Below are 14,068 nucleotides of genomic sequence, written 5' to 3' on the forward strand. Positions count from 1 at the left end.
ACTCGCTCAAAATGACGCAGTGAGAAGATCCATGCGATACATAGAGTCAACGAACCTTTTTCTCTTGTCGTTTTACTTGTTCCCATAACGCATCTAACTCGTTTAATGTCAAACTGGTTAGTGGCTGCTCAGCTAATGATGCTAATTGCTCTACGGCTTGAAAACGGCGTACAAACTTATGATTGGCTTTATTTAAGGCCAGTTCAGGATCCTTACCTAAATGACGAACCAGATTAACCGTCGCAAACAGTAAATCCCCAAGCTCTTCTTCTACCTTTTGCTCATCGACGGGCACTTGCAGCACTTCCGCCATCACCTCATCCAACTCTTCCTGCACCTTCTCCGCCACAGGGCCGACACTTGACCAATCAAAACCAAATTGAGCGCATTTCTTTTGGATTTTATTAGCCCGCGACAAGGCCGGTAACGCTTGTGGTATTGAGTCTAGAATACTTTGTTCTGTTTTGCCTGCTTGCTGCTTTTCTTTATGTTTTTCGGCCTGCCAATGGGCAGCCAGTTGCTGCTCATCGGCAAACTTTGCGTCAGAAAAGACGTGCGGATGACGGCGAGTGAGCTTTTCATTGACGGTGTCTACCACATCAGAAAACTCGAATAATCCTTGCTCTTTAGCCAGCTGGCTATAAAAAATCACTTGGAACAATAAATCGCCGAGTTCTTCTTGTAAGTTAGGCCAATCTTGCTGGACTATCGCATCGACGACTTCATAGGTTTCTTCGATGGTATGCGGAATAATCGTTTCAAAGGTTTGTTGTTTATCCCATGGGCAGCCATGCTCTTTATCACGTAACTGCGCCATAATCTGTTCAAGTTGTACAATAGGATGAGACATACTTTCTCTTTACTGATACGTAATAACGAGGCCAATGAGCATCATCGCACCTCGTTATTGATTAAGGACTAATCAGCGACACGACGCCATCGCCACTCGCACTGATCGGCGTAGGTCATGGTTCAGCCCAATCGTTTGACGAGCATAACGTCTTTGATTTGCTCCGTTCGCTTCATGATCCGCTGTAGAACTTCAACACTATTGACCTCTAACTCAAAGTCCATGATCGTCAATTGACGTTTATAATCACTGCGGTTTTTCATGCTGATCACTTTCACTTTCTCGTTAGCCAGTAATGTGGTGATGTCTTTTAATAACCCGCTGCGTTCCATCGCTTCAATCCGTAACGTCAAGCGATAAGTTCCCACAAAACCTCGCCCCCAAACCGTTTCAATGATGCGTTCAGGCGCATGGTGACTGAGTTCTTCAAGCTGCTCGCAATCGCTACGATGTACCGAAATACCGCGTCCTTGAGTGATATAACCGCGAATATCATCACCAGGAATCGGCTGACAGCAACGAGCAAGATGGGTCATTAAATTATCCACCCCTTGCACCACGACCGCATCCTTGTGAGTGGTTTGAGTGGTGGTCGTTTTTACTTCACCGGCTAATTTTTCTAAGGCGATCTTATCTTCTTCTTCAGCGGTGGGCTTATTCACTAATGCATTGATATGATTAATGATTTGATTGATGCGCAGATCACCACTGCCAACACCAACGTAAAGCTCATCGGCGCTATTAACATTAAAGCGCTTTAACGCGTACGCTTCGGCATCTTTTAACTTAGCGCCAATTTTTGCCAATTCGTTTTCGAGAATTTCACGTCCCGCTTCGAGGTTTTTCTCTCGGCTCTGTTTACGAAACCAAGCGTTGATTTTGGCTCGAGCCCGACCAGAATGCACAAAGCCCAGTGATGGATTTAACCAATCACGAGAAGGATTAGGCTCTTTAGCGGTAATAATTTCTACCTGATCTCCCATGTGTAATTTATGGGTAAACGGCACAATTCGCCCTGCCACTTTAGCGCCAATGCAGCGATGACCTACTTCTGAGTGAATATGGTAAGCAAAATCGAGCGGTGTTGCGCCCATCGGTAAATCGACGACGTCACCACGCGGCGTAAAGGCATAGACCCGATCGTCAAAGACTTGACTGCGCAGTTCATCAAGCATTTCCCCTGAGTCGGACATCTCTTCTTGCCAATCAAGCAGCTTACGTAGCCAGGTGATTTTTTCATCATAACCACTACGAGCCGTCGATGCGCCTTCTTTATATTTCCAGTGCGCGGCAACGCCAAGCTCAGACTCTTCATGCATCTGCTTAGTTCGGATCTGAATCTCAATGGTTTTGCCTTCGGGGCCTAAAATCACCGTATGAATCGACTGATAACCATTAGGTTTCGGATTGGCCACATAGTCGTCAAATTCGCCCGGCAAGTGTTTATATTTAGTATGCACAATGCCTAAAGCGGCGTAACAGTCTTGCAATTTATCAGCGATGATCCGCACCGCGCGCACATCAAACAGCTCATCAAACGCGAGGTTTTTCTTCTGCATTTTGCGCCAAATGCTGTAGATATGCTTAGGACGACCACTCACCTCAGCATTGATATTCAATGCTTGCATCTCTTGGCGAAGATCATTGACGAAATCACGGATGTATTGTTCACGGACAATACGCCGCTCAGAGAGCTGTTTAGCGATTTGTTTATAAGTATCTGGTTGTTGATAACGAAACGCGTAATCTTCAATTTCCCATTTTAACTGACCAATCCCCAAACGGTTCGCTAGTGGCGCATAGATATTGGCGCACTCTTTAGCTGCGGCGCGACGCACTTCATCAGGCTGGTCTTTTACTTCACGTAAATTGCAAATTCGTTCTGCTAACTTAATGACTACACAACGAAAATCATCAACCATCGCCAACAACATACGGCGAACATTATCAACTTGTGCCGACGCTTCACTGCCTTGCATGGTGATATTGAGTTGCCCAATCGCTGCCATCTCTTCAACACCATGAATCAACTTGATGATCTCTTTGCCGTAATGCTCTTCGAGTTCTTCTTGATCCAACAAACCGCTGGTGGCAATCGGAAACAGTAGCGCTGCCACTAAGGTGGGTTTATCCATCGACAAAGTGATCAATATTTCGATCATTTCCCGTCCACGCCATAGCAACATTGGACCTTGAGAGTGCCCCTCAAGCCAATGATCACACTGACGATAGACTTCCATCAGTCTCGCCGTCGTTTTGCTATCTTGCTGCAAACTAGCAATCCATTTTTCTAGTTCAAACTGTTCGTCTGGGTTTAAATGTGCGCTACGAACCGCAACCATAGGGATAATCCTAATTTTTAGATTTTAGGGTATCGACTGACTTTCGCTCCCGAAAGTTCAGCCGCTTACCGATTTTTTACAAACAGAGCCATCGATTCTAAATGACTAGTATGAGGAAACATATCAAGCATAGCCAATTTCGCCAAATGATAACCTTGATTGAGTAAGCTTTGGCTATCACGCGCTAAAGTTGCGGGGTTACACGAGACATAAACAATACGTTGAGCCGATAATTGTCCCAACTGTTCAACAATCCCTGCTGCGCCCGCTCGCGCCGGATCAAGCAGTATTTTATCAAACTTTTCAGCCGCCCACGTTGCCTTGGTCATATCTTGTTCCAAATTGGCTTGGTAAAAGGCGCTATTATTGATCTGGTTCAAATGAGCATTCTCACTGGCCACTGAAACCATCTCATCGACGCCTTCAACCCCAACCACATAGTGAGCAATGCGTGCCAGCGGTAAACTAAAATTGCCTAAGCCACAAAAGAGATCAAGCACTCGGTCATTGGCTTGAATCTCTAACCATTCGATAGCTTGGTCAACCATGCGCTGGTTGATGGATTGATTAACCTGAATGAAGTGAGTGGGCAAAAAATGCATCGTCACTCCCGTCTCTTGATAGTAAGGCGTTTCACCTTGCACATGCTCCAACGGGTGATCATCGGTCAACAAATACAATGCCAATTGATGACGCTGAGCGAATTCAGACAAACGTTGCTTATCGGCACTCGGTAACGGCGCTAAATGGCGCAATAAAAGCACACTGGTATTATCGGCTTTGATCAACTCAACATGCCCCAGTTGTTCTGGCTGCTTAAACCCACTCAGTAAAGGTTTTAACTCAGCTAAGCATTGATTAAGATGAGGTTCAAGGACTGGGCAATCCGTCACATTGACAATACTTTTACTCTGCTTACGCCGAAACCCAACCTGCAATTGCCGTGTTTTTTTATCCCACCATAAACTGAGTCGCGCTCGGCGACGGTAGCCTTTATCTTCATCAATGATCGACGCTGACAATGGTACCGCTTGCTTAGCGAACTTGCTCATTAAATGGCTAAGAGTTTGCTGTTTATGAGTAATTTGCGCTTCACGAGATAAGTGTTGCAAATCGCATCCGCCACACTGCTGATAATATTGGCAAAATGGCACGACGCGTTCGGGACTAGGGGCAAGCACCTTGATAAGCTTTGCCCGCGAAAATTTGCTTTTACTTTCAGTGATTTGAATCACAACTTCTTCACCAGGCAACGCTCCGTCAATAAAAGTCGGTTTGTCTTGCTGATACGCAATCCCCGCGCCAAGATGATCCAGCTTAGTCACCATGACTGACTGATGTTTAGATTGAATCGAGGTGTTCTTCTTCGCTTGGAAAAAACGTGCCATGCTCTGTGCCTAAGTGTGATTTATAAAAAGGTTTTTGCCCCAGCATCACTATTCTGTGTGGGGAAGATTGTCGAAGCCATTACTCTTGCATTAAGCTATAGTGGCTTAGCGTTGTAGGTAGACAACCGCCGTCTGACTCAACCACGATAGCGACTTATTGAATAGCTTCGCCACTGTAATGCGGGTTATTTTCCCATATCCACACCACGATGTTTAGACAATAATGACCAAATATGGCTTACGTGCGCGTGTTATTACCCTGACTTTAGCACCAACCTTAATTATTGGGTTACTGCTTAGCGCTTTATTCTCATTCAATCGTTACCACGATTTGGAAATTCAGGTTCTCAATTCTGGGGCAAGTATCATTGAACCACTGGCGATTGCCAGCGAAGAAGCGTTAAAAAACCAAAGTAGAGAATCGGTACGACGGATCATTAGTTATGCTCATCGTAAACATTCCAAATTAGTACGCAGTATTGCGGTATTCGATGCTCGCCATGAGTTATTTGTTACCTCCAACTTTCATCCCAACTTTGAAAGCTTGATGTACCCTAAAGAGCAACCGATCCCCGTCCTCGGCAGCGCTCAGCAACATGATAACACCCTGATTCTCCGTACACCGATTTTGGCAGAAAGTCGCCTACTCGAAGATAATACCAACAGCGCGCGATCGGTACCGGTACTGGGTTATATTGCCATTGAATTAGATCTCTCCTCGTTGCGTTTACAACAATATCAAGAGATTTTCTCCGCCTGCTTAGTATTAATTATGGGCTTAGTGCTCTCTAGCGTTTTCGCCGTTCGCCTCATGCACGACGTGACTCGTCCCATTACCCATATGAAAAACATGGTTGACCGCATTCGGCGCGGCCATTTAGATGTTCGAATTGAAGGGAGAATGCATGGTGAGTTGGACTCGCTACGTAAAGGCATTAATGCCATGGCGGTCTCGCTATCCGAATACCATGTAGAAATGCAACACAGTATTGATCAAGCCACCTCAGATCTGCGCGAAACCCTTGAGCAATTAGAGATCCAAAACGTTGAACTGGATATTGCCAAAAAGCGCGCTCAAGAAGCCGCTCGAATTAAATCTGAGTTTTTAGCCAATATGTCACACGAACTGCGTACTCCGCTCAATGGGGTGATCGGCTTTACGCGTCAAATGCTGAAAACCCAGTTAACCAACAGTCAAACTGACTACCTACAAACCATTGAGAAATCAGCCAATAACTTATTAACCATCATTAATGACATCCTTGATTTCTCAAAACTCGAAGCGGGCAAGCTCGCTCTGGAAAATATTCCTTTTGAATTTCAAGAAACCTTAGAAGAAGTGGTTAATCTCCAGGCCACCAGCGCCCATGAAAAAGGCTTAGAAATCACGCTCAAAGTTGATCCAAAGATCCCGTTAGGCCTCGTCGGCGATCCACTACGCATTCAACAAGTCTTAACCAATTTAGTCGGCAACTCGATTAAGTTTACCGAACGTGGCAACATTGATATCAGCGTCGAAATGCGCTCACAACGGGATGATATGGTTGAGTTGCAGTTTATGGTCCGCGACACCGGAATCGGCATTTCAGAACGTCAGCAGGCCCAGCTCTTCCAAGCCTTTAGTCAAGCGGATGCGAGCATTTCGCGTCGTTACGGTGGCACAGGTTTGGGCTTAGTCATCACGCAAAAGTTAGTCGGGCAAATGGGCGGCGAAATCAGTTTAACCAGCCGGCTGCATCAAGGTTCGACATTCTGGTTTACGTTGCGTTTACCTGCGACAACCATGCCAATCAGTGATTGGGTCGATCCGCAGGCGCTATTAGATAAACAGTTATTACTTGTTGAACCTAATATGCAGGCCGCTTCTATTGTTCAGCAGCAGTTAGTGCAAGCCGGGTTAAGCGTTACCTATCGCTCATCGATGCCTGAAGAATCGGAACACTACGATTATATTTTACTGAATTTATCACCAACGAAAGAAACCGACAGCACCATCGTGGAGCAATGGATTCAACAAGCATTGCAATCTGCACCACATGTCATTATTGGTACACCAAGTACCGAGCTGGCATTGGCAGACCAACTGATGAAGCATTATCCGGTACAATGCGTCACTAAACCGTTGTCACGCCGCAAACTATTGCAAACCTTATTAGCTCATCAGCCGACACGAGCGACGCCTATAGAGCAACCGCGTGAAATAGATAAACTGCCCTTGACCGTGATGGCGGTTGATGACAACCCAGCCAACTTAAAACTGATCAGCGCCCTACTGCAGGAAAGGGTTGCACAGGTGGTCACTTGCAGCGATGGAATAAGCGCAGTGGAGCAAGCGACGCTGCGCGCCTTTGATATCATTTTAATGGATATTCAGATGCCACATATGGATGGGGTTAGCGCTTGTAAAGCAATTAAACAGTTACCGCTCAATGCCACCACACCGATTATTGCGGTAACCGCACACGCCATGGCCGGAGAGCGAGATCGGCTGCTAAAAGCGGGCATGGACGATTACCTAACCAAACCGATTGAAGAGCATATTTTACAACAAGTACTGGTGCACTGGAGTCCAACCCACTTAACTCATGGTGTAGAGAAACTTCCCTTGAGCCACCATCAAGCAGAGCCGATCCTCTCGCCCCACTCTACCGCCAATCTATCCTCTTCAATGGTGATTGATTGGCCACTGGCCTTAAAGCAAGCCGCAGGCAAAGAAGACTTAGCTAAAGAGATGCTACAACTGTTGGTCAATTATCTTCCTGATGTTATTCAAGTGGTGAATCAAGCACAGCAAGATGATCAATATGCGTTAGACGATTTACTGCATCATATCCATAAACTACACGGTAGCTGCTCTTACAGCGGTACGCCATCACTAAAAGCCATCTGTGCAACCTTGGAACACATGTTGCGCTCAGGGAGCCAACTCAGTGATATCGAACCAGAATTATTTGAACTGCAAGATGAAATGGAGAAGCTACTCAGCGAAGCGCCACAATACCTTCACTAGTACGCGTAGTGGAGATAGGCGGTTAATTCGAAGGCACCAATGACTCAAAAATCACCGTAGCGACAGCATAATGTCGCTCATCGGAAAGCGATAGATGAATGGATGTGACTTGCATGGCTTCGGCGAGTTGCTTCGCTCGCCCATGCAGAATTAGATGAGGTTTACCTTGGGCATCATTGGTAATTTGAAAATCATGGAACGTGACACCATTGGCGATCCCAGTACCTAAGGCTTTGGCCGCCGCTTCTTTGGCGGCAAAACGTTTGGCTAAAAAGCGCGCGGGCTGTTTTAAAGCCGCACATTTAACCTGCTCTTCAGGGGTGAGGATCCGCGCCGCAAAGGCACTACCACTGCGGGTAAGCACCTTCTCAATGCGTTCAATCTCAGTAATGTCTGTGCCTAAGCCTACAATCATCGACGATTAACGACGTACGTTATCCATGATGGCTTTCATATCTGCAACCGCTTTACTCAAACCATCAAACACCGCTCGGCCTACAATCGCATGACCAATGTTCAGCTCATAAATTTCAGGGATAGCAGCAATTGCCGCTACGTTGTGGTACGTCAAACCATGTCCGGCATTGACCGTAATACCAAGATCGCTGGCGTAGGCTGCTGCTGCCGCGATTTTTTTCAATTCATTTTGCTGTTCTGTCTCATTAGAGGCTTCTGCATAATGCCCAGTGTGCAATTCAATAAAAGGCGCACCGCATGCTTTCGCGGCGTCAATTTGCTCACGATCGGCATCGATAAATAGAGAGACTTTAATTCCTGCAGCGGTCAATTTTTCGGTCGCGGCTTTCACTTTCTCTAACTGTCCTAGTACGTCCAGACCGCCTTCAGTGGTCAGCTCTTCACGCTTTTCTGGTACCAAGCAAACAAATTCAGGCTGAGTGTTTAAAGCGATTTCGAGCATCTCATCGGTCACCGCCATCTCAAGGTTCATCCGCGTTTGCAAGGTTTCGCGCAAAATACGCACATCACGGTCTTGAATATGGCGACGATCTTCTCGCAGGTGAATGGTAATGCCATCCGCTCCCGCTCGCTCAGCGATCTCTGCCGCATGCACAGGATCAGGGTAACGGGTACCACGCGCGTTACGTAACGTGGCAACGTGGTCAATATTGACACCTAAAAGAATTGAGCTCATGTTTCTATACTCCGTGCTCTAGATAGCGTTGTGGGTCGGAATAACTCCCGACTTTTTAAAGGTTTGCCGCCAAGATACGGCTTTAAGGCGATACGTGTAAAGCGCTTTGCGGCTTGCAATTGATTTTTGGTGGTAAAGCGTCGCTCACTGATCGCAATCAGCTCATCGCCATAAAAGGTTAAATTATCGCGTCTTACCGATGCAATAAAGCCTTTTTGTTCACGATAACGATAGGTCATCGTCGGAGTGATTGGCTCACCGGTGCCCGCACAATGTAAAAAATCAACGCCATAGCCAAGAGAGGACAATAATGCCAGTTCGAAACGACGCAAGGCTGGCTCAGGATTATCACTTTGCGCTAACTCAGTCAGCGCAAACAAATAATCATGAAATAGTGCGGGACTGGGAACGTCATTCGCTAAGACCCGGCCAACCAATTCATTGACGTACATCGCCGAGTAGAGACTGATGCCACTTAAAGGAAGACCTAAGCTTATCGACTCAGCCTGACGTAATGTCTTCATAGTGCTGTTGCCAGACCATTTCAGCAATAGTGGAGTAAACGGCTGTAAAGCGCCTTTAAGCTGAGAGCGCTTGCCACGAGCCCCCTTCGCCATCAACGTTAATCGACCATACTCTTCACTAAATACATCTAAAATTAAGCTTGATTCGCTATAAGGACGGCGATTAAGGACAAAGCAACGCTGAAAACCATCAATCATAACGACACCAACCACTCCAATCAAAGTACAGCGTAGAAGGCCAAATGTACGATGCAAAGAGCCGCATAAAGCGACTCTGTCTTATTCGTTAAGCTCATTGTGGATCATCTTCTGGTGCGCCGTTTAATCCACCAGAAACGATTTATAAATCGTCAATATAGCCTAATGAACGTAAAGCTCGCTCATCATCAGCCCAACCAGATTTCACTTTGACCCACGTTTCTAAATAGACTTTACGTCCAAACAACTCTTCCATATCGAGGCGGGCTTCACGACCAATGGTTTTGATTTTCTCACCCTTTTTACCAATGACCATTTTTTTCTGGCCAATCCGTTCGACCAAAATCAGGGCATTAATATGGAAACCATCGGTTTCTGGGTTGTAATCAAAACGCTCAATCTCTACGGTAACCGAGTAAGGTAATTCCTCTCCCGTAAAACGCATTAATTTCTCGCGGATAATTTCCGAAGCCATAAAACGCTGTGAACGATCGGTCACATACTCTTCAGGGAAATGGTGCGTTGCTTTCGGTAAATGATGACGAACATGCTGATGGAGCACATCAATATTTTTCCCCAACTTAGCCGAAATAGGCACAATATCGACAAAGTTCATCAAGCTGGAAAGATCCTGCATGTGTCGCATCACATCGTTACGATCTTTGACGTTATCGACCTTATTGATGCACAGCACGACCGGAAAATTGGCTTGACGCAGTTTATTGAGCACCATCTCATCATCGGCAGTCCAGTGCGTCCCATCCACCACAAACAGTACTAAATTGACATCACTGAGTGAGCTACTGGCGGCACGATTCATTAAACGGTTGATCGCCCGCTTTTCTTCAATATGCAGCCCGGGAGTATCAACATAAACCGCTTGATAATCGCCCTTGGTGTCTACACCCATAATACGATGGCGAGTGGTCTGTGGTTTACGTGAGGTAATGGAAATTTTTTGCCCAAGAATATTATTTAACAGCGTCGATTTACCAACGTTAGGGCGACCAACAATAGCGATAAAACCACAATGTTGGTTATCCGGTGATGAGCTCGGTTGTTGATCTGATGAAAAGTACGCATCAATATCGAATTCTTTATCAGCCATGGTTTAATTGCTCCAGAGCGGTTTCAGCCGCTGCTTGTTCGGCTTTACGTCGGCTAGTGCCTTTACCTATAACGGGTGTGGCAATGCCAGCAACATCACACGATACCGTAAACTCTTGGTTGTGTGCTTCCCCTTTAATATTAGTCACAATATAGATAGGGAGCGGGCTACGTTTACCTTGTAAAAACTCTTGTAAACGCGTTTTAGGATCTTTTTGCGATACGCCGGGTTTGATGGCATCTAATCTCGGCTGATACCAATTTAAGATAATCCCGCGCACCATCTCGATATCACTATCCAGATAAATCGCACCGATAATCGCTTCTACGGCATCAGCTAAAATTGAATCACGACGAAAACCGCCGCTTTTCAGTTCACCTGGACCTAATTTTAAGTAATCTCCCAAGCCAAATTCTCGGCCTAACTCCGCAAGGGTATTTCCGCGTACGAGTGTGGCACGCATGCGGCTCATATCACCTTCATTGATCTTAGGAAAGCGACGATATAATTCGTCAGCAATGACAAAACTTAAAATTGAATCGCCCAGAAACTCAAGACGTTCATTGTGTTTACCATTGGCGCTACGATGGGTAAGCGCCAATTCCATAAACTCGGGATCATTAAATTGATAACCGAGTTTGGGTTCTAATCTACTAATTGGAGAATTCATGCTCTCTCGATGTGTTACGGGTCAGCGAAATGCTGACCTAATTAATGCCACCTATACGATTAAATCGCACTCCGGTTGGGATCCAAGCTGGCAAGATGCTATCTGCAGATCGTTCAAATTCAAAACTGATCCAAATAGCAACGGCTTTACCCACTAAGTTTTCTTCTGGTACAAAGCCCCAAAAACGGCTGTCAGCACTATTGTCACGGTTATCACCCATCACAAAATAGTGCCCTTGTGGAACAATCCACTCATTAACACCCGCGCGAGGTTGATAATCTCGAATATTATCCATCCGTAACGGGTTAACTAAAATACTGTGTGCCTGCTGGCCCAGCTGTTCATCCATCTGCATTAATGGAATATTATTCTGTACAAATTCGCTTTCAAGCACATTAGATAATTTCACCGTTTGGCAACGGGAATCTTGTTGAGTCTGAATGCAAATCTCTTTCGTAGGGCTGTAGCGAACAATATCGCCCGGCATGCCAACCACACGCTTAATATAGTCAATACTTGGGTTAGGTGGGTATTTAAATACCACCACATCGCCGCGCTCAGGCTTGCCAGTTTCCACTAATTGTGTGCGCCATACAGGATCTTTAAGACCATAGGCGTATTTTTCAACCAGAATAAAATCCCCAACCAATAACGTTGGCATCATCGAGCCGGATGGGATTTGAAATGGTTCAAAAATAAACGAGCGTAATACTAAGACAAAAGCGATCACTGGAAAAATCGAGACCGCATTTTCTACCCACCAAGGTTGTGGCGCGATTTTGCTAACCACTGCCGCATCAATCCCATTGGTTTCGTTCTGCACTTGAGCTTGTTTTTGTAGACGTTTTTTTGACCACAGCCACTTTTCCAACGCCCAGATGATCCCGGTCACGAGAGTAACGATCACCAAAATGAGTGAAAATGTATTCGCCATTGACTTCCCTTATCTAAAAATACGAAAGTGAAAGGGCCAAGACCCTTTCACTTGAGAGCAAATGCTGAACGCACGAGTAAAAGATTAATCTTTACCTACGTGCAAGATAGCCAAGAACGCTTCTTGTGGTAACTCTACGTTACCAATCTGCTTCATGCGTTTCTTACCTTCTTTCTGCTTCTTCAACAGTTTTTTCTTACGGCTAATATCACCACCGTAACATTTCGCTAATACGTTTTTACGTAACTGCTTAACCGTTGAACGGGCAATAATATGGTTGCCAATCGCCGCTTGAATTGCGATATCAAACATCTGACGAGGAATGAACTCTTTCATTTTCTCGACCAACTGACGACCACGATTTTGAGCAAGATCTTTATGGGTGATGATTGCCAACGCATCGACTTTCTCTCCGTTAAGGAGTACATCGACTCGAACCATGCTCGATTCTTCAAAACGTTGGAAACCATAATCCAGTGATGCATAACCACGTGATGTCGATTTCAAACGGTCAAAGAAGTCTAAAACCACTTCTGCCATAGGAATATCGTAGGTCAACGCCACTTGATTACCATGATAAATCATATCCACCTGAGTACCGCGTTTTTCAATACATAAGGTGATAACACTACCTAGGTAATCCGATGGCACTAAGATATTACAACGCGCAATCGGTTCACGAATTTCTTCTATGTCATTGATCGCTGGTAATTTCGCCGGACTATCAACGTAGAGTGTCTCTTTATCGGTTTTAAGCACTTCATAGACAACGGTTGGTGCCGTCGTGATCAAGTCCAGATCGTACTCACGTTCTAAACGCTCTTGGATGATCTCCATGTGCAGCATTCCTAAGAAGCCACAACGGAAACCAAACCCTAGCGCCGCAGACGTTTCTGGTTCATAAAACAGTGACGCATCATTGAGGCTCAATTTACCCAAAGCATCACGGAAGTTTTCATAATCATCCGATGAAACAGGGAAAAGTCCTGCGTAGACTTGTGGTTTTACTTTCTTAAAACCCGGTAATGGCTTTTCACTGCCATTCTTGGCGAGCGTTAATGTATCACCAACAGGAGCACCTAAAATATCTTTAATACCGCAGACGACCCAGCCTACTTCACCACAACCCAATCCGTTGGTATCCACCTGTTTTGGAGTAAAGATACCAATTCGATCCACGCCCCAGATTTGGCCAGTGCTCATGACTTTGATCTTGTCGTTTTTCTTCAAGCTGCCATTTTTGATACGCACTAAAGAAACCACACCAAGGTAGTTATCAAACCAAGAGTCAATGATCAACGCCTGTAACGGTGCCTCTGGGTCCCCTTCTGGTGACGGTATTTGAGAAACAATTTTCTCTAATACATCATCGACACCTAAACCGGTTTTAGCGGAACAACGAACGGCATCGATCGCATCAATCCCGACAATGTCTTCGATCTCTTCCGCAACCCGCTCAGGCTCAGCCGCTGGTAGATCGATTTTATTAAGGATCGGTACCACTTCGAGATCCATTTCAATGGCCGTGTAACAGTTAGCCAAGGTTTGAGCTTCAACCCCTTGACCAGCATCCACCACCAACAGGGCACCTTCACACGCGGCAAGGGAGCGCGATACTTCATAAGAGAAATCAACGTGTCCGGGGGTATCAATAAAGTTAAGCTGATAGGTTTGGCCATCTTTAGCGAGATAATCGAGTGTCACACTCTGCGCTTTGATGGTGATACCACGTTCACGCTCAAGATCCATGGAATCAAGAACTTGCTCTGACATTTCACGCGAGGTTAATCCGCCACAAACTTGGATTAATCGGTCAGATAACGTCGATTTACCATGGTCAATATGGGCGATGATCGAAAAGTTACGAATGTGCTTCATAGGCTTGGGATGA

The 14,068-nt window shown here is 45.6% G+C and carries 11 protein-coding genes; 1 reads left to right on the forward strand and 10 read right to left on the reverse strand.

The genetic code is table 11. The annotated features are described in order from the left end of the window. Positions 1-46 precede the first annotated feature (46 nt). The 3 genes from mazG to rlmD form a co-directional block, all read right to left on the reverse strand. Complete coding sequence (gene mazG / locus FKQ60_RS08580; RefSeq protein ID WP_154170132.1) at positions 47-850, reverse strand: nucleoside triphosphate pyrophosphohydrolase; 804 nt, start codon at positions 848-850, stop codon at positions 47-49. A 122-nt stretch (positions 851-972) separates the two neighbouring features. Further along, on the reverse strand, positions 973-3,192 hold the full coding sequence (gene relA, locus FKQ60_RS08585) for a GTP diphosphokinase (RefSeq protein ID WP_004394308.1): 2,220 nt from the start codon (positions 3,190-3,192) through the stop codon (positions 973-975). 65 nt (positions 3,193-3,257) lie between these two features. Further along, entirely contained in the window at positions 3,258-4,580 is a 1,323-nt protein-coding gene (gene rlmD / locus FKQ60_RS08590) for a 23S rRNA (uracil(1939)-C(5))-methyltransferase RlmD (protein WP_154170130.1), read from the reverse strand. Between the two features lie 223 nt (positions 4,581-4,803). On the opposite strand from rlmD, the gene barA reads away from it, so the two are divergent. Beyond that, a complete protein-coding gene (barA, locus tag FKQ60_RS08595; protein ID WP_170904993.1) occupies positions 4,804-7,590 on the forward strand; it encodes a two-component sensor histidine kinase BarA in 2,787 nt (928 codons plus the stop codon). 22 nt (positions 7,591-7,612) lie between these two features. Here barA and acpS read toward each other — a convergent pair whose 3' ends face one another. The 7 genes from acpS to lepA form a co-directional block, all read right to left on the reverse strand. Then, positions 7,613-8,005: a holo-ACP synthase gene (acpS, locus tag FKQ60_RS08600; RefSeq protein WP_154170125.1), complete on the reverse strand. Its 393-nt coding sequence runs from the start codon at positions 8,003-8,005 to the stop codon at positions 7,613-7,615. A gap of 6 nt (positions 8,006-8,011) precedes the next feature. Continuing rightward, positions 8,012-8,743 carry a pyridoxine 5'-phosphate synthase gene (gene pdxJ / locus FKQ60_RS08605; RefSeq protein ID WP_154170123.1) on the reverse strand — a complete coding sequence of 244 codons (732 nt, stop codon included), beginning with the start codon at positions 8,741-8,743 and terminating at the stop codon, positions 8,012-8,014. Beyond that, complete coding sequence (gene recO / locus FKQ60_RS08610; RefSeq protein ID WP_004394321.1) at positions 8,740-9,465, reverse strand: DNA repair protein RecO; 726 nt, start codon at positions 9,463-9,465, stop codon at positions 8,740-8,742. The genes pdxJ and recO overlap by 4 nt, the downstream gene beginning before the upstream one ends. Positions 9,466-9,607: 142 nt before the next feature. Then, positions 9,608-10,573 carry a GTPase Era gene (gene era / locus FKQ60_RS08615; protein ID WP_004394322.1) on the reverse strand — a complete coding sequence of 322 codons (966 nt, stop codon included), beginning with the start codon at positions 10,571-10,573 and terminating at the stop codon, positions 9,608-9,610. Continuing rightward, on the reverse strand, positions 10,566-11,243 hold the full coding sequence (gene rnc / locus FKQ60_RS08620) for a ribonuclease III (protein WP_154170121.1): 678 nt from the start codon (positions 11,241-11,243) through the stop codon (positions 10,566-10,568). Before rnc ends, era begins: the two co-directional genes overlap by 8 nt. A 37-nt stretch (positions 11,244-11,280) precedes the next feature. After that, complete coding sequence (gene lepB / locus FKQ60_RS08625) at positions 11,281-12,177, reverse strand: signal peptidase I (protein ID WP_004394329.1); 897 nt, start codon at positions 12,175-12,177, stop codon at positions 11,281-11,283. 84 nt (positions 12,178-12,261) lie between these two features. Beyond that, entirely contained in the window at positions 12,262-14,055 is a 1,794-nt protein-coding gene (lepA, locus tag FKQ60_RS08630; RefSeq protein WP_154170735.1) for a translation elongation factor 4, read from the reverse strand. Positions 14,056-14,068 lie beyond the last annotated feature (13 nt).

It is taken from the genome of Vibrio sp. A11, assembly GCF_013048705.1.
In the GTDB taxonomy this organism is placed as follows: domain Bacteria; phylum Pseudomonadota; class Gammaproteobacteria; order Enterobacterales; family Vibrionaceae; genus Vibrio; species Vibrio metschnikovii.